Consider the following 20,068-nt stretch of genomic DNA (forward strand, 5'->3'; position numbering starts at 1 on the left):
CGGCCCTTGCTGCGGCGGCGCGCCGGTCGCCGGCGCGCCGCGCGTCCAATCACGGTCAGGCGAAGAGGGCGTCCACGTCCCCGCGCATCAGCAGGAGCTGGCCGCCCTCCACCATCTCGATCCGGCCGGAGCTGCCCGGGGCGCCGAACGGGTAGTGCGCCTGCACGTCGAGCAGGATAAGCCTCTTGCCCGTCGCGGCCGAAGATGCCCGTCACGTCCACCACGCCCGAGGACTCCTCGTTCGTGTTGAAGGGCGGCGTCGGCGCCAAGCCCGTCTCGTCGCCGAAGCGCGCCGGGTCGTGCCGCGCCACCTCGACCAGCTTGTCGGTCTCCGGGTCGTAGGCCCAGATGCGGGCCGACCGGGCCTCGTTGCCGGGATCCTCCTGGATGACGACCTTGCCGGTGCTGGAGACCGTGAGGTTGTCGAGCGCCCGGATGCCCTCCGACCCGTCTAGGAGCTGCGTCACGGTGCCGCCCAGCTCCGGCCGGGCGCCGTCGATGAAGTCGAGTGCCCAGAGGCGCGTCGGGGCGTCGGCGGTGCCCGTGGTGGCGAAGAAGAAGCGGTTCGGGTCCTGCGTGTCCCAAGCGCCGTCCTCGGGTCGGCCGAACTCCGTCACGCCGCGCTCGGCGCTCATGGCCTGGAGCTGGGCGCCGGTCATGCCGCTGACGTCGCCGAGGTCTTCCAGCAGGAAGGCGGACTGCTCGGGGGAGGCGTCCGTGTCCAATTCGTAGCTCGCGCGGACGCCGTAGAGGCTGCCATCGGTGAGGCCGGCGCGCTCGACGGTGTTGCCCTCGCTCCGCTTCTCGCCGACGTAGACGTAGGCCTGCCCGGGCGTCTGGTCGTCGAGGCCGACCACGACCGTCCTCTCGCCCGCGTTCGGGTTGGCCACGGAGTTCTCCCAGGAGAGCTTGCCGAGCCAGGGCAGGTCGTAGACGTTGCCGGTTTCCGCGCCGGACGCGACCCAGGCGAACGCCCGGCCTTCGTCGCCGATCTCCTCGCCGTTGAGGAGGATGCGGTCATGCGTCCCCTTGCCGGTGGCGGCGTCGAAGAACGCCGACGGGAGCGCCAAGTCGGCCGAGCAGAGGCGGCCGAGGGCGGTGGTGCCGAGGGCGAAGGCGCCCGTGGCGGCGTCGTACCGGCAGAACCGGTCGCCGAGGCCGTCGGCGGCGGCCACTTCGAGCGTGTCGATGTCGACGACCAAGCGGCTGACGAAGGCGCCGATCGAGCCGTGCTCGCGCACCACGCCGTTGGCGGCGCCGATCCCGTGGTTGACCAGTGCCGTCGCCGTTGCCGAAGGCGCCGATGCCGTCCGTGATTCCGACGAAGCGCCACGCGGTGCCGTCGGGGTTGGTGGCGCCGACGATCTCGTCGCCGGCGCTGAGGATGGAGGTGAAGGCGACGCCGGGCGCCGCCGGGACGAGGTACGGCGTTTCGGGCGTCGAAGGCCCGGTCGCGGGCGTGGTCATGCAGGTGCGTGCTCCCCTCGGCCCCGCGCGCTCGCCGCGCGGGGACCGGGGGCATCTCTGGCCACCCGGCGTGACACCGGCGCGAGCCGGCAAAGATGATCGCATGACGTGTTGATGCCGCAAGAAGCCGGTCCCGTGGCGCGGGTGCCTCGGCCGGGTTTGCGCCGCGGGCGGCCGATGGCCACACTGGCTGCAACAGCGGTCGGGAGGCCCTGGGCCCCGCCGCGCGCACATGGAGGGCGCCATCGCAATGTACCCGAACGTCCGATTGCACATCGCCGGCGAGTGGCGCGACGCGCGCGCGGGCAAGACCATCCCGGTCATCAACCCTGCCACGGAGGAGGTGATCGGGCAGGTCGCGCACGCCGAGCGGGCCGATTTGGACGAGGCGCTGGAGGCGGCGGAGCGCGGCTTCGCGGCGTGGCGCAAGGTCTCGGCCTACGAGCGCGCCAAGGTCATGCGCAAGGCGGGCGATATCCTCCGCTCCCGTGCCGATGACATCGCGCGCTTGATGACGCAGGAGCAGGGCAAGCCGCTGGTCGAGGCGAAGATGGAGACGCTCGCCGCGGCCGACCTCATCGACTGGTTCGCCGAGGAAGGGCGCCGCGCCTACGGCCGTGTCATCCCGGCGCGCGCCGAGGGCGTGTACCAGCTCGTGATCCGCGAGCCGGTCGGGCCGGTCGCGGCCTTCACGCCGTGGAACTTCCCGATCAACCAGGTGGTCCGCAAGCTGTCGGCGGCGGTGGCGACGGGCTGCTCCATCATCGTCAAGGCGCCGGAGGAGACGCCCGCCTCGCCGGCCGAGCTGATCCGCGCCTTCCTCGACGCCGGGGTGCCGGGCGACGTCGTGGGCCTCGTCTACGGCGTGCCGGCGGAGATCAGCTCCTACCTCATCGCGCACCCGACCATCCGCAAGGTGACGTTCACCGGCTCCACGCCGGTCGGCAAGCAGCTCGCGGCGCTGGCCGGGCAGCACATGAAGCGCGCGACGATGGAGCTGGGCGGGCACGCGCCGGCCATCGTCTTCGACGACGCCGACCTCGACCTCGCCGCCAAGACGCTCGCCGGCGCCAAGTTCCGCAACGCCGGCCAGGTCTGCGTCTCGCCCACGCGCTTCCTGGTGCAGGAGAAGCTCTACGAGCCGTTCGTGGAGAAGTTCGTCGCCGCGGCGAAGAAGGTGAAGGTCGGCAACGGGCTGGAGGAGGGCGTGCAGATGGGCCCCCTCGTCCACGACCGCCGCATCCCCTGGGTGGAGGGCCTGGTCGCCGACGCCCGGCAGCGCGGCGCGGAGGTCCGCACCGGCGGCGAGCGCATCGGCAACAAGGGGTACTTCTACGAGCCGACGGTGCTGACCGGCGTGGACCGCGAGGCGCGCATGATGAACGAGGAGCCCTTCGCCCCCGTCGCCATGATCGCGCCGTTCCGCGAGTTCGACGAGGTGGTGGAGGAGGCGAACCGCCTGCCCTACGGCCTCGCGGCCTACGCCTTCACCCGCTCCGCCAAGACGGCGAACGCCATCGCCAACAAGGTCGAGAGCGGGATGATGACCATCAACCACCTCGGCCTCGCCCTGCCCGAAGTGCCGTTCGGCGGCGTGAAGGACAGCGGCTACGGGAGCGAAGGCGGGTCCGAGGCGATCGAGGCCTACCTGAACACGAAGTTCGTGTCCCAGGCCGGGCTCTGACCGGGGCGGCGGGCGCGTCGGAAGCTCCGGTCGGGCGGCGGCTTCGGCGGCGCGCCCGTCGCCGCTGCCGGGAGGAGCAGGGTAGCATGGCCATTGCGCAGGAGGGCGTCACCGACGACGAGATCGCCGGCCTCGTCCGGCGCTCCGCCGACGCGAACGCGGCGTTCGTGCGCGGGGACATGGGCGGGTTCCTCGCGCTGATCGCCCACGCGGACGACTACACGCTCATGGCCCCGTTCGGCGGCGCGCCAGTGCGCGGTTTTGACGCCTCGCCCGAACGTTTGGCGGAGTTGTCACGCTGCTTCCGAGCCGGCGCGTTCGAACAGGAGCTGGTGCAAACCCAGGTCTCGGGCGACTTGGCGGTCCTGGTGACGATCGAGCGGCAGCGGGGCGAGATCGGCGGCCTGCCTGAGCAGGACTGGCCGCTGCGCGTCACCCAGGTCTTCCGCCGCGACGCATCCGGGTGGCGGCTGGCGCACCGCCACGCCGACCCCCTCCTGCGGAACATCGGCCTGGAGCGGGCAGCGGCGATCGCCCGCGGCGACTGACCCGGCGCCGGCGCCGCACCACGCGGCTCAATCGAGCGTCGCGCCCGACAGCTCCACCAGCTCCTTCCACACCTGCTCCTGCGCGCGCCAGTAGGCGCCGAATTCCGCCGGCGTCGCGTCCGTGACCGGGGTGAAGCCCGTTGGCTGAAGGCGCCCCCGGAAGTCGTCGGACATCGCCACCTGCCGGAAGGCGGCGTGCAGCGTACCGACGCGGTCCGCCGGCACGCCCGCGGGCGCGACGATGGCGTACCAGCTCTGCATGTCGATGCCGGCGCCGGGCAGCAGCTCCTTCATGCCGGGCACGTCGCGGATCTCCGGCACGTAGCCGACGCGGTTGGCGGAGCCCACGGCGAGCGCCCGGAAGCGGCCCTCCCGCACGTGCGGCATGAGGGCCGGCATCACGTCGAACATCATGTCGATGGAGCCGCTGAGCAGGTCCTGGATGGCCGGGCCGCCGCCCCGGTAGGGGACGTGGGTGATGTCCACGCCGGCGCTCTTCTTCACCTTCTCGATCGTCAGGTGGCTGATGGTGCCGGTGCCGGAGGAGCCCATGGTGAGGCGGCCCGGGCTCGCCTTGGCCGCCGCGACCATCTCGCCGAAGTTCTTCCACGGCCGTTCGGCGTTCACCACCAGCAGCACCGTGCCGGTGGCCACGCGGGTGATCGGCTGGAGGTCGCGCAGCGGCTCGAAGGGCATCGAGCGGCGGTACAGGAACTTGTTGGCGCAAAGGATGCTGGCCGCGCCGAGCAGGAGCGTGTGGCCGTCCTTCTCGCCCTTCGCCACCGCGTCGGCGCCGAGGTTGCCGCCGGCGCCGCCCCGGTTCTCCACCACCACCTGCCCGAGCGTGGGTTGCAGGCGCTCGGCGAGCAGCCGCCCGGTGATGTCCACCGCGCCGCCGGGCGCGAAGGGCACCACCAGCCTTACGGGGCGGGCGGGGAAAGCGCCCTGCGCGAAGGCGCGGGACGCGGCCGGCAACAAGGGCGCGGCGAGGAGGGCGCGGCGGCTGGCGGGCATGGCGGGAACTCCGGCGGTTCCGGCGTCCAACACCGCACCCGCCGAACCGTTCCGGGCCGGCTTGTCGCGGCGCCAAGAGAGCCGCGGGCCGGGCCGCCGGCGGGCACAAAAAAGCGGCCCGTGCCGGCGAACCGCCCCTCTCTCCCGAACCGGGCGCGGCGCTACTCGGCCGCGGCCGCTTCCTCGCTCTCCTCGCCACCGCCGGAGGCGTCGAGCATGGCGTCGGCGACGATGCCGGCCTGCGCGCGCACCCGCTGTTCCACCGACTGCGCCATCTCGGGGTTGTCGCGCATGAACTGCTTGGCGTTCTCGCGCCCTTGCCCGATGCGCTGCCCGTCGCAGGAGAACCACGCGCCGGACTTCTCGACGATGTTCGCCTTGACGCCGAGGTCGATCAGCTCGCCGGTCTTGGAGATGCCCTCGCCGTACATGATGTCGAAATCCACCACGCGGAACGGCGGCGCCATCTTGTTCTTGACCACCTTCACGCGGGTCTGGTTGCCCACCACGCTGTCCCGGTCCTTGATCTGGCCGATGCGCCGGATGTCCATCCGCACGGAGGCGTAGAACTTCAGCGCGTTGCCGCCGGTGGTCGTCTCCGGGTTGCCGAACATCACGCCGATCTTGAGGCGGATCTGGTTCAGGAAGACCAGCAGCGTGTTGGAGCGCGACACCGAGCCGGTGAGCTTGCGCAGCGCCTGCGACATCAGGCGGGCGTGCAGGCCGACGTGGCTGTCGCCCATCTCGCCTTCCAGCTCGGCGCGCGGCACCAGCGCGGCGACGCTGTCCACCACGAGCACGTCGACGGCGCCGGAACGCACCAGCGTGTCGCAAATCTCAAGCGCCTGCTCGCCGGCGTCGGGCTGGCTGATCAGCAGGTTGTCGATGTCAACGCCGAGCTTCTTGGCGTAGCCGGGGTCGAGCGCGTGCTCGGCGTCGATGAAGGCGCAGGTGCCGCCCTTCTTCTGCGCCTCGGCGATGGCGTGGAGCGCCAGGGTGGTCTTGCCCGAGCTCTCGGGGCCGTAGATCTCGACGATGCGCCCCTTGGGCAAGCCGCCGATGCCGAGCGCGATGTCGAGGCCGAGCGAGCCGGTGGAGACGGTCTCGATCTCCTGCGCCTGCGCCTGCTTCGCGCCCATCTTCATGATCGAGCCCTTGCCGAAGGCCCGTTCGATCTGGCTGAGCGCGGCGTCGAGCGCCTTTCCCTTTTCCATTCTGGACTTCCCGTTCGAGGAGGGGTTGCCCCCGACCACAACCAATGATTGCGGAGCGGGGCTTTTATCGCGTCGGCCGCGGCGCGTCACCGGCCATTCGACAGCCAGCAGAGTATGGCGATTCCGGACAGCAAAAACAAGAACATTTGGGAAACAGGAGCCTCGCCTAAGCGCCGCGGGCTACCCCGCGGACGCGCCCCCGGCGCGGGCGGAGGGCCGGCGCAGGCGCAACACGTAGGCGATGATCTCGGCCACCGCCTGCCAATGCTCCGCCGGGATCTCCGTGTCGAGGTCCAGGCGCCACAGGGCGCGGGCGAGCGGCGGGTTCGGCACTATCGGCACCCCGTGCTCGGCCGCCGCCTCCCGGATGCGCGCGGCCACGGCGTCCACGCCCTTGGCGACGACCCGGGGCGCCGCCGCCCGCCCCTGATCGTAGGCCAGGGCCACGGCGTAGTGGGTGGGGTTGGTGACCACCACCGCGGCCTTGGGCACCGCGGCCAGCATCCGGCGCCGCGCCCGGCTTTCCCGCATGCGGCGGAGCCGGCCCTTGACGTGCGGGTCGCCCTCGCTGTCGCGCATCTCCTGCCGGAGGTCCTCGCGGCTCATGCGGAGCTGCCGGTGGTGCTTCCAACGCACCCAGGCCAAGTCGGCGCCGGCGACCGCGGCGAGCGCCGCCGCGGCGGCGAGGAACAGGCGCAGGAGCGCCGCGGCGGCGTCGCCGAGCATGGCACCCGCGGGCCGGTGCAGCGCGCCTTGCAGGGCGTCGAGGTCCAAGCGATGCCACACCACCGCGCCCACCAGGGCCATCTTCGCCAGGGCGCGCGCCGCCTCCGTGACGCCCTGCACGCCGAACAGGCGCTTGAAGCCCGACACGGGGTCGAGGCGCGACCAGGACGGCGCCAGCGCCTTGCCGTGCACGAGGCCGCCCGTCTGCCCCATGGTGGCCGCGACCGCCGCGGCCGCGACTGCGAGGAGCACCGGCAGCGCCGCGAGCGCCCCGGCCCGCAACACGGCGAAGGCCTCGGCGCCGAACAGCGCACCGTCCGCGGCGCCCGCCGCCGCGCCCACGGACAGCGCCGCCCGCATGGCGCGCAGCCATTCGGCGGCCGCGCCCGGCATCGCCAGTATGGCGACCAGCGTGGCGCAGAGCAGCGTCGCCAAGCCGACGGCGTCGCGCGAGAGCGGGACCTGGCCCTCTTCCCGGGCCCTTTCGATCCGCTTGGGTGTCGGGGCTTCCGTGCGGTCCTCGGCGTCGGCGCCCTCGCCGCCTCCCTCCGCCACGGCTCAGCGCGCCTCCAGGAGGTGCAGGAAGGCGTCCTGCACCGCCGCCGCCCAGACCGGGACCAGCGCCGGCAGCACGAGGGCGAGCAGCAGCAGCCCGGCGAGGACCTGCCCCGCGCCGGCCACCGCGTAGATCTGCAGGTTCGGCGCCAGCCGGGCGACCAGGCCGAGCGCGACCTGCCCCAGCACCGCGGCGAGCACCAGGGGCGCGGCCAGCCTGAGCGCCAGGCCGAAGCTCTCGGCGACCGCGCCGGCGACCGCTTCCGCGCCCTCGCCGAGCGGCAGCCCCTGCCCCGGCGGCAGCACGGCGTAGCTCTCGGCCAAGGCGCCGAGCGGCAGGGCGTAGAGGCCGGTGTTGAACACCAGCACCGCTGCGAGCAGGCCGAACAGGCGGCCCGTCGCGGTGCCCTGGCCGCCGAACACGGCGTCCGTCTGCAACGGGGAGGACAGGCCGACCATCAGCGCCACCACCTGCCCCGCCTGCGCCAGCGAGAGGACGGCCACGCGCGCCAGGAAGCCGAGGAACACGCCGACCAGCGACTCCGTCGCCACCAGCCGCGCCAGTTCCGGCACCGCTTCCGGCAGCGCGGGCAAGCCCGGCGCGAGCGGCGGCAGCAGCAGCGCGACGAGAGCGAGCAGCAGGCAGAGCCTGACGGTGGGCGGCACCTCCGGCTCGCCCACGCCGGGCAGCAGCATGAGCGCGCCGCCGACCCGCGCGGCCACCAGCACGGCGCCGAACGCAAACCCGGGCAGCGCGTCGAACACCATCAGGGCATGCCGCCGGCGGAAACGATGCGGCCGAGCAGCGCTTCGGCGTAAGCGCTCATGGCGCCGCCGATCGCCGGGCCGGACAAGAGCAATACCAGCGCCATGGCGACGAGCTTGGGCAGGAAGGCCAGGGTGGGCTCCTGCACCTGCGTCACGGCCTGCAACACGGACACCACGAGCCCGACGGCGAGCATGGCCATCAGCGGCAGGCCGGCCACGCGCAGCGCCAGCCACAGCGCCTCCACCGTCGCGGACATCACCCCGCCGTCACCGTCCATCGTTTCCGCCTCCTGCGGAACGCCGCCGACCTGGGACCGCCCGGGTCAGACCGGTTTGGCGGAACGCCACGCCGACACGAGAGAGAGAACGCAGCGATCGCAGATGTTTGTGGGCACAAGGGCGATCCTTTTGTAAACATCCTGTCCGGCAGGAACATCCTGGCCCGGACTTGTTTACATTCGGTATCGAGACGGCGCGAGAAGATCTAGCGGCGGAGATTCGATTTGCGGTGCGGTGCGGGGCCGGGCGGCCAGAATGGCGTGCACTGCCCCGGCGCGTGGCTTCGCCGGGACGACGCGGTTGCCCGAGTTTCGCGGGGGCTCTGCCCCCACGCCGCCGCTCGGCGGCGGCTCCCCCGGGATACGGGGCACAGAAACGCCGGAGCGCGACGCAAGGGACGGCGAGCCCGCCGTCGACAGGCGGCTCATCGCCCGTCGGCAGCGCGCGATCTTGTCGGCACACGTCGCCGTCCTTGGCGATGACCGTGCCGCTCCCGAGTTGCGGGCTTCGGCGCGCTCCCCCTCGAGCGAGACCGCGCAACGTGCGCATCATCGCACCGCGGACCCCGGGGACGGATAGGCCGCGCACGGAAACCGGGACACCGCCAGCCGCGCCGCGGCCGGCGGTGTTTCGTCCCCGTCTCGTCAAGCAGGCCAGAGCGCGTCGTGCGCCGGCGGCACCGCTCGTGCCCGGACGCACGCTCGCGCGGTATTAGGTAGCAACCGCCACCACGCGGCCGTTGATGCAGAACAGCATCATCCTAGCTGGCGGGATGGAAAACGAACATGTCCTGTTCGGCCTGATCCGCAAGCGCGCGGAGGTGGCCGGCGAGTTGGAGGCGGCGCAGCAGCGCGTCCGGCAACTCACCATCTGGAGCGCACCCCAATTCGACCGGACACACGGCGCAACCGTGAGGGCCTAGGCGGAAGCCTAGGCGTGCGCCCATGTCGAAGCCCGCCGAGCGCGTCGAGATCATCACCGGCCGGGAGCGCCGGAGGCGCTACACTGCCGCCGAGAAGGTGCGGCTGGTCGAGGCGGCGGCCCGGCCCGGCATGACGGTTTCCGCCGTCGCCCGGCTGCGCGGCGTCTCGCCCAGCCTGCTGTTCGGGTGGAGGCGGCTCATGGCGGAAGGCGGGTTCGAGGCCGTCCGGGCCGACGAGGACGTGGTCGCGGCCAGCCGGGTCCGCGAACTCGAGGCCAAGGTGCGCGAGCTGGAGCGCCTGCTCGGCCGCAAGACCATGGAGGCCGAGATCCCCCGCGAGGCGTTGGGGCAGGCCCGCCCCAAAGAACACGCGTGGCGCTCGCCGTCGCCGCCACCGGGCGCTTCCCGGTGAAGGCCGTGGCCAAGGCCCTGGACGTGGCCCGTTCCAATCTGGTCGACCGGCTCCGGCGTCCCGAGCGGCGCCGCCGCGGCCCGCACCGGCGCGGGGGCGACGACGAGCTCCTCGCCGAAATCCGCGCCGTCACCGATGCCCGTCCGACCTACGGCTACCGCCGCGTCGCCGCCTTGCTGAACCGCGCCAGGCGCAATTCCGACGAGCCGCCGGTCAATCGGAAGCGTGTCTTCCGCCTCATGCGGCTCGGCTCGATGCTGCTCCGGCCCTGCACCGGCAGGCGCGCCGGGCGGGCGCACGACGGCACCGTCGTGGCCCCGGCCTCCAACCGCCGCTGGGCCTCGGACGGCTTCGAGGTCCCCTGCTGGAACGGCGAGGTGGTCCGCGTCGCCTTCGCCATCGACACCCACGACCGAGAAGTCATGGCCTGGGTCGCCACCGCCGGGGCGGGGATCAGCGGCGGGATGGTCCGCGACATGATGCTGGAATGCGTCGAGCGCCGCTTCGACGCCGTCCGTGCCCCGGAGCCCGTGCAGTGGCTCGCCGACAACGGCTCGGCCTACACCGCCGGAGAGACGGTCGACTTCGCCGCCGCGCTGAACCTCGTGGCTTGCTTCACACCGGTCCGCAGCCCGGAAAGCAACGGCGTCTGCGAGGTCTTCGTGAAGACCTTCAAGCGCGACTACGCCCGGGTGAGTCCACGGCCGGACGCCATCTCCGTCCTCCAGCGGCTCCCCGCTTGGTTCGACGACTACAACACCGCCCACCCGCACAGCGGCTTGCGCATGCGGTCGCCCCGTGAGTTCATCGCTGACCAGTCGTCCACCCCTGCCGGGTGTCCGGTTTGATGGGGAGCACTCCAGCTTTGGAGCCCCCTTTCGCGAAGGCCTCCCGCGCGGCCGGATCCGCCTTGGGATGCGAGGGCCTGGCCTTCTGCCGCGACAAGCCCAGCGCGCGCACGAGCTTGGACATGTGCCCCTCGTGGCGGCGGACGCCCCAGCGCGCTTCCGCCTCATGGCGCAGCTCCGCCAGCGTCCAGGCCGATACGCCCGTGGCTTCCACCTCCGGCCCGTCCAGGACCAGTTGGCGCAGCGCCGCCCGGCGCGCCTCGTCCAGCCGCGGCTTGGACCCGGGCCGGGGCCGGTCGTGCAAGCCCGCCAAGCCTTCGGCGTTGCAGCGCACCACGGCATCGCGCAACGCTTGCCGCTCCATGCCGGCCAAACGCGCCGCCTCCGCCCGCGTCATGCCCTCCATCGCGTCGGCGATGGCGGACATCCGCGCGGCGGCGGCGCGGCCGGGTTCCCGCCGGGCCAGCCGCCGTAGCGTCGCCGCCGACACGTCGTCGCGGATCGCAAGCCGCTTGCCGTTCATCGTGCCCGCCCCGTCCAGGTCAGGCCGCAACGGCACCAGAAGGCTCCGCGTCGCGCCAAGTCACAGGCGAGTCAGTTCCGACGCGGACCGGTATAAGCGCCCCGCGGGCTCAATCCGCCAAGAAGGCCCGCACCCGCTCGCCGACCGGCGCCACGTTCAGCACCCCGTTCAGGTGGCCGCGCTCGCCGCCGATCTCCACGACCTCCACCGGCCGCCCGGCGCGGCGGAGGATCTCCACCATCTCCTGCACCCCTTCGCGCAGGAACACCCGATCGGTCGGCGAAGGCACCACCAGCCAGCGCGCTTGGCTGCGGGAAAGCGCCGCTTCCAGGCTCGGGTACTCCCGCAAGGCGAGTTGGTTGGCGCGGACCATGTAGAGGAAGGAGTTGGCGTCCGAGGTGCGGGCGCGCGCCTGGCCCGTGGCGTCGAGCGCCCGCTCCACCTCGAAGCGGTCGCCGATGCGCTTGGCGGGGTCCTGCCCCTCCGGGATGCGGCGCTCGAACTGCCGGGCCCAGGGCCGGTCGTTGGCTTGCAGAGTCACGATCTTCCAAGCTTCGGCCAAGCCGCGCAGCGGCGGTTCGCGGCCGGGCGCGTAGTAGTCGCCCTCGCGCCAGTTCGGGTCGAGGCGGATCGGCGCTTCCCACACGTCGAGCCAGCCCTGCATCCAGGCGTCGATCTCGCCGGCGATCACCGGCATGACGCGCTCCACCATCTCCGGATAGGCGGCGGCCCACTCGATGGCCTGGAGGCCGCCGTTGGACGGGCCGGCGACGAGGGCGAGGCGCTTCACGCCCAGGCTGTCTAGCAGCTTCTTCTGCACCTCCACGAAGTCGCGCATGGACACGACGGGGAAGGCCATGCCGTAAGGGCGGCCCGTGTCGGGGTTTATGGTGGCCGGGCCGGTCGTGGTGGTGTTCGGGTCGCCGACGTTGACGTTGACCAGGGTGTCCGAGGACACGACGAAGAAGCGGTCGGTGTCGATCGGCTTGCCCGGGCCGATGATGGCGTCCCAGTAGCCGACCGGCCCGGTGGCGCCGCCGAGCCGGCCGAAGGCGTGGCTGTTGCCGGAAAAGAAGTGGGCGATCAGCACGGCGTTGTCACCGGCGTCGTTCAGGCGACCCATGGTCTGGTAGCCGATCCTGACGTTGGCGATCGTGCCCCCGCCGCGGGTCTGGTAGCTCCCGGCCTCGAAGACGCGCTTCTCCACCTGATCCTGCGCCATCGCCGCTCCGCCGGATAGACCCAGCGCCAGCAGCGCCGCCGCCGCCAGCACACCGCCGCGCGTCATCGCCGTTCCCCTTCCCCTGTCGCCCGATCCGGCGGACGGAAAGACGATATCCGGTTCCGGGCGGCGCCGGCAATGCGGAGCGCGGCGGTTCCGCGCCGCTATTTCCAGCGGAGGCGGCGCATCGTGGCACGGCGGAAGGCGCCGATGCTTCGTCCGGACGCGCAGCATCGGGCCGCTCGAACGGCGGAGACTGCCCGGCGCACGGAACGCACGGGGCCCTGCCATGAACCCTCCTCGACACCGATCTTCGCCCCGGGAGCCGCGCACGGCTCCCGCGGCCGGACCCGCGCGCGAAGGCCCGATAGCGCGCGCATTGCGGTGGGCACAGGACCGACGGAGCTTGGTAGAACTCGACGACCGGCTGCTCCGCGACGTGGGCCTGACGCGCGGCGACGTCACGCTCGGGACTCCTCTCGCTTCGCCACCGGGGCGCGGCCGGACGGGGTTGCGCGCCGCCCCTCCGCCGGGTGCCTTCCGCGCGGGTCGCCGCGCGTGAGCGCCGGCGCCGCGGAGCGGCCGGCGGTGTTCTTCGGTTGGCGGGTGGCCTGGGCCGCCTTCGCCATCGCCGTGTTCGGCTGGGGCGTCGGGTTCTACGGGCCGCCGGTGTTCCTGCATGCGATCCGCGAGGCGCGCGGCTGGCCGGTGTGGCTGGTGTCGGCGGCCGTCACTTGCCACTTCCTGCTCGGGGCGCTCGCGGTCGCCAATCTGGCGTACCTGCACCGCCGCTTCGGCCTCGCTGCCATCACCCGAGCGGGCGGGGTGGCGGCGGCGCTGGGCGTGCTCGGTTGGGCGCTGGCGCGGGAGCCGTGGCAGCTCTTCGCCGCCACGCCGCTCAGCGCCTTCGGCTGGGCCGCGACGGGCGCGGCGGCGATCAACGCCATGGTGGCGCCCTGGTTCGACCGCCGCCGCCCGGCGGCGCTCTCCACCGCCTACAACGGCGCGAGCGTCGGAGGCGTGCTCCTGTCGCCGCTCTGGGTGGCGCTGATCGCGGCGGTCGGCTTCCCGGGCGCGGCGGCGCTGGTGGGCGGGGCCATGGTCTTGGCGCTGTGGTGGCTGTCGGCGCGGTTCCTCGCCCGGACGCCGGCGGCGATGGGGTTGGAGCCCGACGGCGGCGCGCCGCCAGCGGCCGGCACCGCGCGGCCCGTCCCGCAAACGGCGGCGCTGCCCGGCGCCCTGCTGTGGCGCGACCCGCGCTTCGCCACGCTCGCCGCGGCGACCTCCATCGGCCTGTTCGCGCAGGTCGGCCTGATCGCGCACCTGTTCTCCTTGCTCGTGCCGGCGCTGGGCGCGCAGTTCGCCGGGTTCGCCGCCGGGCTGGCGACGGCCTGCGCCATCGCAGGGCGCACCGGCCTTGGCTGGCTGCTGCCGCCGGATGCCGACCGGCGGCGGGCCGCGGCGGCCAACTACGGTTTGCAGATCTGCGGCTGCTTGGCGTTCTTCGCGGCGGGCGGCGCGGACGTGCCGACCCTGCTGCTCGGCGTGGCGCTGTTCGGCCTGGGGATCGGCAACGCCACCTCGCTGCCGCCACTGATCGCGCAGCGGGACTTCGCGCACGCGGACACGGCGCGGGTCGTCGCGCTGGTGACGGCATGCAGCCAAGCGGCCTACGCCTTCGCGCCCGCCGCCTTCGGCGCTTTGCGGGACCTGCTGCCCGCCGCGCCCGGTGCCGCGGAAGGCGCGGCGCCCGCGGTGTTCCTGGTGGCGGCAGGGTTGCAGGCCGCGGCGGCCGCGGTGCTCCTCCTCGGGCGGGGCCGGCCTAGCGGCCCCTGGACGGTTCGAGGGCCGACACGCCTTCGCCCTCGCCCTTCGCCTTCGCCCGCTCGATCGCCTCTTGGATGAGCCGTCGCGCTTCGGCGGCGTCGCCCCACCCGATGACCTTCACCCACTTGCCGGGCTCGAGGTCCTTGTAGTGCTCGAAGAAGTGCTGGATCTGCTCCAGCGTGATGGGCGGCATGTCGGTGTAATTCTTGATGTGCTCGTAGCGCCGCGTGAGCTTCGGCGCCGGCACGGCGATGATCTTCTCGTCGCCGCCGCCGTCGTCCTCCATCTTGAAGACGCCGACCGGCCGCACGTTGATCACCGCGCCCGGCACGATGGGGCGCGTGTTGGCGATCAGCACGTCGATCGGGTCGCCGTCCTCCGACAGGGTGTGCGGCACGAAGCCGTAGTTCCCGGGGTAGCGCATCGGCGTGTACAGGAAGCGGTCAACGACCAGCGTGCCGGCCTCCTTGTTCATCTCGTACTTGATGGGCTCGCCGCCGATGGCGACCTCGACGACGACGTTGACGTCCTCGGGCGGGTTCTTGCCGATGGGGATGGCGTCGAGGCGCATGGGGAAACTCCGGGAGGTGCTGGGCTAACGGGCGCTGTGGCGCCGCCGGGCCGAGGCGAGTAACAGAACCCGCCCCGCGGCGCCACAGCGCGGCCCGAACGCACAACGGCCGGGCCACGCGCCGTTGCGGGCGCGGCCTGCCCAGCTTAGCTTGCCGCCCTTCACAATGACGTGGCGCCGGTTCCGCAACGGTTACCGCGCGGACACGAGGGGGGCTTAACATCCGATGACGTTATCCTTGTTGCTGGTGATCCTGCTGGGGGCGGCCTCCATCGCCTACGGCGTGGTCACCGGGCGCCAGGTCTTGGCGCTCAACGCGGGCACCGCCCGCATGCAGGAGATCGCCAAGGCGATCGAGGAGGGCGCCTCCGCCTACCTCCGGCGGCAGTACACCACCATCGGGATCGTCGGCGCAGTGCTGTTCGTGCTGGTGGCGATCTTCCTGGGCATCGCGGTGGCGATCGGCTTCCTGATCGGCGCGGTGCTCTCGGCCGCGGCGGGCTTCATCGGCATGAACGTCTCGGTCCGCGCCAACGTCCGCACCGCGCAGGCCTCGACCCAGTCCCTCGCCGCCGGCCTCGACGTGGCGTTCAAGTCGGGCGCCATCACCGGGATGCTCGTCGCCGGCCTCGCCTTGCTCGGCGTCGCCGTCTACTTCTTCATCCTGACCTCGCTCGGCGGCTACGCGCCCAACGACCGCACGGTGATCGACGCGCTCGTCGCGCTCGGCTTCGGCGCCTCCCTCATCTCCATCTTCGCGCGGCTGGGCGGCGGCATCTTCACCAAGGGCGCCGACGTCGGCGGCGACATGGTGGGCAAGGTCGAAGCCGGCATCCCCGAGGACGACCCCCGCAACCCCGCCACCATCGCCGACAACGTGGGCGACAACGTCGGCGACTGCGCCGGCATGGCGGCGGACCTGTTCGAGACCTACGCCGTGACCATGGTGGCGACCATGGTGCTGGCCGCCATCGCCTTCCCGGCCGACTGGATCAGCGCGGGCATGCTCTACCCGCTGGCGATCGGCGCGGTGTGCGTCATCACCTCCATCGCCGGCACCTACTTCGTGAAGCTGCCGGCCAACAACTCCATCATGGGGGCGATGTACCGGGGCTTCGCCGTCACCGGGGCGCTCTCGCTGGTGGCGCTGCTGCCGCTGACCTACCTGGTCTTCGGCTCCGGGCCGATCTCCGCCGGCGGGGTGAGCTTCTCGCCTTTCTCGCTGTTCCTCTGCGGCGTCGTCGGCCTCGCGGTGACGGGGCTGATCGTGTGGGTGACGGAATACTACACCGGCACCAACTTCCGGCCCGTGCAGGCCATCGCCGAGAGCTCGGTGACGGGGCACGGCACCAACGTGATCCGCGGCCTCGCCGTCAGCATGGAGAGCACGGCGATCCCGGCGCTCATCATCATCTTCGGGGTGCTGATCTCCTTCAACCTCGCCGGGCTCTACGGCATCGCCATCGCGGTGACGACCATGCTGGCGCTGGCCGGCATGGTGGTGGCGCTGGACGCCTTCGGGCCGGTGACGGACAACGCCGGCGGCATCGCCGAAATGTCGGGCATGCCCGCCGAGATCCGCCACACCACGGACGCGCTGGACGCGGTGGGCAACACCACCAAGGCCGTCACCAAGGGCTACGCCATCGGCTCAGCGGGCCTCGGCGCGCTGGTGCTGTTCGCCGCCTACACGCAGGATCTCGCTTATTTCCAGGCCAACGCGGCGACCTACCCGTACTTCGCAGGCATCCCGCCGCTCACCTTCTCGTTGGCCGATCCCTATGTCGTGGTCGGGCTGCTGTTCGGCGGGCTCTTGCCCTTCCTGTTCGGCGGCATGGCGATGACGGCGGTGGGCCGGGCGGCGATGAGCGTGGTGGAGGAGGTGCGGCGGCAGTTCCGCGAGAAGCCCGGCATCATGCAGGGCACCGACCGGCCGGACTACGCCCGCGCGGTGGACCTGCTGACCAAGGCGGCGATCCGGGAGATGATCATCCCGTCCCTGCTGCCGGTGCTGGCGCCGCTGGTGGTGTACTTCGGCGTGCTGCTCATCGCGGGCAAGGCCGCGGCCTTCTCGGCGCTGGGCGCGATGCTGCTCGGCGTGATCGTCACCGGCTTCTTCGTCGCGGTCTCCATGACCACCGGCGGCGGGGCGTGGGACAACGCCAAGAAGTACATCGAGGACGGCCACCACGGCGGCAAGGGCTCGGAGGCCCACAAGGCCGCCGTCACCGGCGACACGGTGGGCGACCCTTACAAGGACACGGCGGGGCCGGCGGTGAACCCGATGATCAAGATCACCAACATCGTGGCGCTGCTGCTGCTGGCGGTGCTGGCGCACTCCTGACCTGTTGAGGGGGAAGGGCGGGCCGGAGCGGGGCCCGCCCTTTTCGCACGCGCCCCGGTTGCGCTCCGCGCGGGGCGGCGCACATGGACGGCGGGGCAAGGGACCCGCAGCGGTCCCGCCCGGCGGAGGCGAGCGTCCATTCATGTGCAACCTGTACGCGTCCCAGGAGCCCGAGACCTACGCGCAAGAGACGCGGGCGGTCCGGCTCAATGGCCACTGCACCAGCATCCGGTTGGAAACGGCCTTTTGGGACGTCCTGGAGGACATCGCGGCGGCGGAAGGGACCACCGTGGCCCGCTTCGCCTCGACGCTTTACGGCGAGGTGCTGGAGCGGCGCGGCGAAGTCGGCAACTTCGCGTCCCTGCTGCGCGTGGCCTGCACCGTGTGGTTGCGGCAGCAAGACCACGCACGCCGCCGTGAAGCCCCGCGCGAGGCCGCGATAGCATAATACTACCCGCCCTTCCGGGCGGCTCCCTACCCTTTCAGCCCTGACGGAGCGCCGCCCCTCGGTGACGGCGGACCCGTTCGACCGCCAAAGAGGAAGGGAGCAGCCAGCCGTGGCAAAAGCCATCCACACCATGATCCGCGTCTTGGACGAGGAGCGCTCCTTGCGCTTCTACCGAGCCGCCTTCGGGCTGGAGGTGGCCGACCGCTTCGCCTTCGACGGCTTCACGCTGCTTTATCTCCGCAACCAAGACGCGGATTTCGAAGTGGAGCTGACGGTCAACCACGACCGCAAGGAGCCCTACGACCTGGGCGACGGCTACGGCCATCTCGCGGTGGCGGTGGACGACCTCGAAGCCGAGCACGCGCGCTTCGAGCGCGAAGGGCTGTCGCCCCGGCCGGTCAAGGAAATGGGGCACGGCGGCAAGCCGCTGGCCAAGTTCTTCTTCGTGCAGGACCCGGACGGCTACCTGATCGAGGTGCTGCAACGGCAGGGCCGCTACCGCTGAGCAACGGCGGAGCGGAAGACACAACGGAGGGGCGTTCGATGAGAGACGTGGACAAGCGCGCCAGGGCGACGCGCAGGGTGTTCCTGCGCGGCGCCGCGGCCGCCGCGCCGGTGGCGGCCGTGGGGTCGGCCGGGCTGCTGGCCGCCGACGCGGCCTGGGCGCAGGCGGCCGTGAACCTGAAGCCGGGCACCATGGTCGCGCTCGCCAAGCTGGCGCGCGACATCTTCCCGCACGACAAGGTGCCGGACCGCTTCTACGTCGCCGCCGTGCGGCCCTACGACGGGAAGGCCGGGCCGGACGCCGCGTTGCGCGCCATGCTGGAGGACGGCGTGGCGAAGCTCGACACGGCGGCGACGGAGCGGTTCGGCGTCCGCGGCGGCTACGTCGCGCTCAACTGGGAGCGGGACCGGCTGCCGCTGATCGAGGCGATCACCGGCACGCCCTTCTTCCAGACGCTGCGGAGCGACCTCGTGGTGTCGTTCTACAACCAACCGGAGCTGTGGCCGCGCTTCGGCTACGAGGGGTCGAGCTTCGAGCACGGCGGCTACCTGGAGCGCGGCTTCAACGACATCGACTGGCTGCCGCAGGCGTAGGGGGGCGGGCGCGACATGGCCAAGTTCGACCTGGACGACGACGGCGTCGTCGTCATCGTGGGCTCCGGCGCCGGCGGCGGCACGCTCGGCAACGAGCTGGCGCAGAAGGGCGTCAAGGTGGTGGTGCTGGAGGCGGGCAGCCGCCACGAGACCTCCGATTACATCAACGACGAATGGGCCTCCTTCGCCCAGCTCGCCTGGAAGGACATGCGGACGACGTCGGGCTCCTGGCGCGTGGCCCGGGACTTCCCGAACCTGCCGGCCTGGGTGGTGAAGGCGGTGGGCGGCAGCACCGTCCACTGGGCCGGCGCCTCCATCCGCTTTCAGGAGCACGAATTCCGCGCCCGCACCACCTACGGCGAGCTTTCCGGCGCGCAGCTCATGGACTGGCCGATCACGCTGGCCGACATCGCGCCCTTCTACGACCGGGCCGAGCTCAAGATGGGCGTCGGCGGGACGCACGGCATCGCGCGGCTGCCGGGCAGCAACAACTTCAAGGTGATGGAGGCCGGGGCGCGCAAGCTCGGCTACAAGGACATCACCACCGGCAACATGGCCATCAACAGCGAACCGCGTGACGGGCGCACCTCCTGCCGGCAGCTCGGCTTCTGCTTTCAAGGCTGCAAGATGGGCGCCAAGTGGTCCACCACGTACACCGAGATCCCGGCGGGCGAGGAGACCGGCAACTTGGAGGTCCGGCCGGACTCCATGGCGCTCCGGATCGAGCACGACGCGCGCGGCAAGGCGACCGGGGTGGTCTACGCCGACGCCCAGGGCAACCACCACCGGCAGAGGGCCAGGGTGGTCTGCGTGGCTGGCAACTCCATCGAGAGTCCGCGCCTGTTGCTCAACAGCGCGTCCTCCATGTTCCCGGACGGCATGGCCAACTCCTCGGGCCAGGTCGGGCGCAACTACCTGCGGCACCTGACCGCGAGCGTCTACGCCGTCTTCGAGAAGCCGGTGCGGATGTACCGCGGCACCACCATGGCCGGGCTGGTCAAGGACGAGAGCCGCTTCGACCCCTCGCGCGGCTTCGTCGGCGGCTACGAGATGGAGACGCTCTCGCTCGGCCTGCCCTTCATGGCCGCCTTCCTCGACCCCGGTGGCTGGGGGCGCGGCTTCACCTCGGCGCTCGACAGCTACGACCACATGGCGGGCATGTGGATCGTGGGCGAGGACATGCCGCAGGCGAGCAACCGCATCACCCTCGACCAGTCCGCCAAGGATCAGTACGGGCTGCCGGTGGCCCACGTCCATTTCGACGACCACCCGAACGACGCCGCCATGCGCGAGCACGGCTACCGCCAGGGCAGCGCCATCTACGACGCGGTGGGCGCGACGCGGGTGATGCACACCACCGCCTACCCCTCCACGCACAACCTGGGCACCAACCGCATGAGCGCGAACGCCCGGGACGGCGTGGTGGACCGGAACGGCAAGGCGCACGACCTGCCGAACCTCTACGTCTCCGACGGCAGCCAGTTCACGACGGGCGCGGCGTGCAACCCGACGCTGACCATCGTGGCGCTGGCCATCCGGCAGGCCGAGCACCTGGCCGGTCGCATGGCGCGCGGCGAGGTGTAGCCCCGCCGGCGCGG

At 72.0% G+C, this 20,068-nt stretch carries 21 protein-coding genes; 13 read left to right on the plus strand and 8 right to left on the minus strand.

The window, feature by feature from the left end:
• The first annotated feature begins 387 nt into the window (after positions 1-387).
• The 4 genes from ABD067_RS04230 to ABD067_RS04245 all read left to right on the plus strand — a co-directional run bounded on the left by ABD067_RS04230 (position 388) and on the right by ABD067_RS04245 (position 3,699).
• A complete protein-coding gene (locus tag ABD067_RS04230) occupies positions 388-732 on the plus strand; it encodes a hypothetical protein (protein ID WP_343893914.1) in 345 nt (114 codons plus the stop codon).
• A gap of 287 nt (positions 733-1,019) precedes the next feature.
• Entirely contained in the window at positions 1,020-1,316 is a 297-nt protein-coding gene (locus ABD067_RS04235; protein ID WP_343893915.1) for a hypothetical protein, read from the plus strand.
• Between the two features lie 401 nt (positions 1,317-1,717).
• Positions 1,718-3,151, plus strand: coding sequence for an NAD-dependent succinate-semialdehyde dehydrogenase (locus ABD067_RS04240; RefSeq protein ID WP_343893916.1), 1,434 nt, complete (start codon positions 1,718-1,720; stop codon positions 3,149-3,151).
• An 86-nt stretch (positions 3,152-3,237) separates the two neighbouring features.
• Positions 3,238-3,699: a YybH family protein gene (locus ABD067_RS04245; protein ID WP_343893917.1), complete on the plus strand. Its 462-nt coding sequence runs from the start codon at positions 3,238-3,240 to the stop codon at positions 3,697-3,699.
• 27 nt (positions 3,700-3,726) lie between these two features.
• Here ABD067_RS04245 and ABD067_RS04250 read toward each other — a convergent pair whose 3' ends face one another.
• The 5 genes from ABD067_RS04250 to ABD067_RS04270 form a co-directional block, all read right to left on the minus strand.
• On the minus strand, positions 3,727-4,713 hold the full coding sequence (locus ABD067_RS04250) for a Bug family tripartite tricarboxylate transporter substrate binding protein (RefSeq protein WP_343893918.1): 987 nt from the start codon (positions 4,711-4,713) through the stop codon (positions 3,727-3,729).
• A gap of 161 nt (positions 4,714-4,874) precedes the next feature.
• On the minus strand, positions 4,875-5,927 hold the full coding sequence (recA, locus tag ABD067_RS04255) for a recombinase RecA (protein WP_343893919.1): 1,053 nt from the start codon (positions 5,925-5,927) through the stop codon (positions 4,875-4,877).
• Positions 5,928-6,107: 180 nt separating this feature from the next.
• Complete coding sequence (locus ABD067_RS04260; protein WP_343893921.1) at positions 6,108-7,208, minus strand: EscU/YscU/HrcU family type III secretion system export apparatus switch protein; 1,101 nt, start codon at positions 7,206-7,208, stop codon at positions 6,108-6,110.
• Positions 7,209-7,211: 3 nt separating this feature from the next.
• Positions 7,212-7,976, minus strand: a complete 765-nt coding sequence (locus tag ABD067_RS04265; RefSeq protein ID WP_343893922.1) for a flagellar biosynthetic protein FliR — start codon at positions 7,974-7,976, stop codon at positions 7,212-7,214.
• Positions 7,976-8,254, minus strand: a complete 279-nt coding sequence (locus tag ABD067_RS04270; protein ID WP_343893923.1) for a flagellar biosynthetic protein FliQ — start codon at positions 8,252-8,254, stop codon at positions 7,976-7,978. The genes ABD067_RS04265 and ABD067_RS04270 overlap by 1 nt, the downstream gene beginning before the upstream one ends.
• Before the next feature lie 743 nt (positions 8,255-8,997).
• On the opposite strand from ABD067_RS04270, the gene ABD067_RS04275 reads away from it, so the two are divergent.
• Positions 8,998-9,177 (plus strand): hypothetical protein, encoded by a 180-nt coding sequence (locus tag ABD067_RS04275; protein WP_343893924.1) that lies wholly within the window; start codon positions 8,998-9,000, stop codon positions 9,175-9,177.
• A gap of 22 nt (positions 9,178-9,199) precedes the next feature.
• Positions 9,200-10,437, plus strand: a protein-coding gene (locus ABD067_RS04280) for an IS3 family transposase (protein WP_343893925.1) whose coding sequence is annotated in 2 segments (ribosomal slippage) — positions 9,200-9,542 and positions 9,542-10,437 — 1,239 coding nt in all. Because the reading frame shifts where the segments join, the coding sequence is not laid out codon by codon here.
• On the opposite strand, the gene ABD067_RS04285 is transcribed toward ABD067_RS04280, so the two are convergent.
• Both ABD067_RS04285 and ABD067_RS04290 read right to left on the minus strand, forming a co-directional pair.
• On the minus strand, positions 10,394-10,996 hold the full coding sequence (locus ABD067_RS04285) for an IS630 family transposase (RefSeq protein ID WP_343893926.1): 603 nt from the start codon (positions 10,994-10,996) through the stop codon (positions 10,394-10,396). The two genes, ABD067_RS04280 and ABD067_RS04285, sit on opposite strands and share 44 nt — an antisense overlap.
• Positions 10,997-11,069: 73 nt before the next feature.
• A complete protein-coding gene (locus tag ABD067_RS04290; RefSeq protein WP_343893927.1) occupies positions 11,070-12,248 on the minus strand; it encodes an E22 family MetX-like putative esterase in 1,179 nt (392 codons plus the stop codon).
• 223 nt (positions 12,249-12,471) lie between these two features.
• On the opposite strand from ABD067_RS04290, the gene ABD067_RS26340 reads away from it, so the two are divergent.
• Positions 12,472-12,744, plus strand: a complete 273-nt coding sequence (locus ABD067_RS26340) for a DUF1127 domain-containing protein (RefSeq protein WP_408871504.1) — start codon at positions 12,472-12,474, stop codon at positions 12,742-12,744.
• Positions 12,741-14,087: an MFS transporter gene (locus ABD067_RS04295; protein WP_343893928.1), complete on the plus strand. Its 1,347-nt coding sequence runs from the start codon at positions 12,741-12,743 to the stop codon at positions 14,085-14,087. Before ABD067_RS26340 ends, ABD067_RS04295 begins: the two co-directional genes overlap by 4 nt.
• Here ABD067_RS04295 and ppa read toward each other — a convergent pair.
• Complete coding sequence (gene ppa, locus ABD067_RS04300) at positions 14,005-14,580, minus strand: inorganic diphosphatase (RefSeq protein WP_343893929.1); 576 nt, start codon at positions 14,578-14,580, stop codon at positions 14,005-14,007. The genes ABD067_RS04295 and ppa overlap by 83 nt on opposite strands.
• A gap of 226 nt (positions 14,581-14,806) precedes the next feature.
• Between ppa and ABD067_RS04305 the strand changes: the two genes are divergently transcribed.
• From ABD067_RS04305 to ABD067_RS04325, 5 genes are all read left to right on the plus strand, one after another.
• Positions 14,807-16,924, plus strand: coding sequence for a sodium-translocating pyrophosphatase (locus ABD067_RS04305; RefSeq protein ID WP_343893930.1), 2,118 nt, complete (start codon positions 14,807-14,809; stop codon positions 16,922-16,924).
• 142 nt (positions 16,925-17,066) lie between these two features.
• Positions 17,067-17,372, plus strand: a complete 306-nt coding sequence (locus ABD067_RS04310; protein WP_343893931.1) for a ribbon-helix-helix domain-containing protein — start codon at positions 17,067-17,069, stop codon at positions 17,370-17,372.
• Between the two features lie 109 nt (positions 17,373-17,481).
• Entirely contained in the window at positions 17,482-17,877 is a 396-nt protein-coding gene (locus ABD067_RS04315; RefSeq protein WP_343893932.1) for a VOC family protein, read from the plus strand.
• A 38-nt stretch (positions 17,878-17,915) separates the two neighbouring features.
• Complete coding sequence (locus ABD067_RS04320) at positions 17,916-18,470, plus strand: gluconate 2-dehydrogenase subunit 3 family protein (protein ID WP_343893933.1); 555 nt, start codon at positions 17,916-17,918, stop codon at positions 18,468-18,470.
• 15 nt (positions 18,471-18,485) lie between these two features.
• The gene (locus ABD067_RS04325) at positions 18,486-20,054 is read left to right on the plus strand and encodes a GMC family oxidoreductase (RefSeq protein ID WP_343893934.1); all 1,569 of its coding nucleotides are present in this window, start codon (positions 18,486-18,488) and stop codon (positions 20,052-20,054) included.
• Positions 20,055-20,068 lie beyond the last annotated feature (14 nt).

It is taken from the genome of Craurococcus roseus (assembly GCF_039523795.1).
Taxonomy (GTDB): domain Bacteria; phylum Pseudomonadota; class Alphaproteobacteria; order Acetobacterales; family Acetobacteraceae; genus Craurococcus; species Craurococcus roseus.

Excerpts from the sequence above, each read along its gene's own strand:
- ABD067_RS04230 (WP_343893914.1), top strand. The coding sequence starts at position 388 with ATGACGACCTTGCCGGTGCTGGAGACCGTGAGGTTGTCGAGCGCCCGG.
- ABD067_RS04235 (WP_343893915.1), top strand. The coding sequence starts at position 1,020 with ATGCGTCCCCTTGCCGGTGGCGGCGTCGAAGAACGCCGACGGGAGCGC.
- ABD067_RS04240 (WP_343893916.1), top strand. The coding sequence starts at position 1,718 with ATGTACCCGAACGTCCGATTGCACATCGCCGGCGAGTGGCGCGACGCG.
- ABD067_RS04245 (WP_343893917.1), top strand. The coding sequence starts at position 3,238 with ATGGCCATTGCGCAGGAGGGCGTCACCGACGACGAGATCGCCGGCCTC.
- ABD067_RS04250 (WP_343893918.1), bottom strand. The coding sequence starts at position 4,713 with ATGCCCGCCAGCCGCCGCGCCCTCCTCGCCGCGCCCTTGTTGCCGGCC.
- recA (WP_343893919.1), bottom strand. The coding sequence starts at position 5,927 with ATGGAAAAGGGAAAGGCGCTCGACGCCGCGCTCAGCCAGATCGAACGG.
- ABD067_RS04265 (WP_343893922.1), bottom strand. The coding sequence starts at position 7,976 with ATGGTGTTCGACGCGCTGCCCGGGTTTGCGTTCGGCGCCGTGCTGGTG.
- ABD067_RS04270 (WP_343893923.1), bottom strand. The coding sequence starts at position 8,254 with ATGGACGGTGACGGCGGGGTGATGTCCGCGACGGTGGAGGCGCTGTGG.
- ABD067_RS04275 (WP_343893924.1), top strand. The coding sequence starts at position 8,998 with ATGCAGAACAGCATCATCCTAGCTGGCGGGATGGAAAACGAACATGTC.
- ABD067_RS04290 (WP_343893927.1), bottom strand. The coding sequence starts at position 12,248 with ATGACGCGCGGCGGTGTGCTGGCGGCGGCGGCGCTGCTGGCGCTGGGT.
- ABD067_RS26340 (WP_408871504.1), top strand. The coding sequence starts at position 12,472 with ATGAACCCTCCTCGACACCGATCTTCGCCCCGGGAGCCGCGCACGGCT.
- ppa (WP_343893929.1), bottom strand. The coding sequence starts at position 14,580 with ATGCGCCTCGACGCCATCCCCATCGGCAAGAACCCGCCCGAGGACGTC.
- ABD067_RS04305 (WP_343893930.1), top strand. The coding sequence starts at position 14,807 with ATGACGTTATCCTTGTTGCTGGTGATCCTGCTGGGGGCGGCCTCCATC.
- ABD067_RS04310 (WP_343893931.1), top strand. The coding sequence starts at position 17,067 with ATGTGCAACCTGTACGCGTCCCAGGAGCCCGAGACCTACGCGCAAGAG.
- ABD067_RS04320 (WP_343893933.1), top strand. The coding sequence starts at position 17,916 with ATGAGAGACGTGGACAAGCGCGCCAGGGCGACGCGCAGGGTGTTCCTG.
- ABD067_RS04325 (WP_343893934.1), top strand. The coding sequence starts at position 18,486 with ATGGCCAAGTTCGACCTGGACGACGACGGCGTCGTCGTCATCGTGGGC.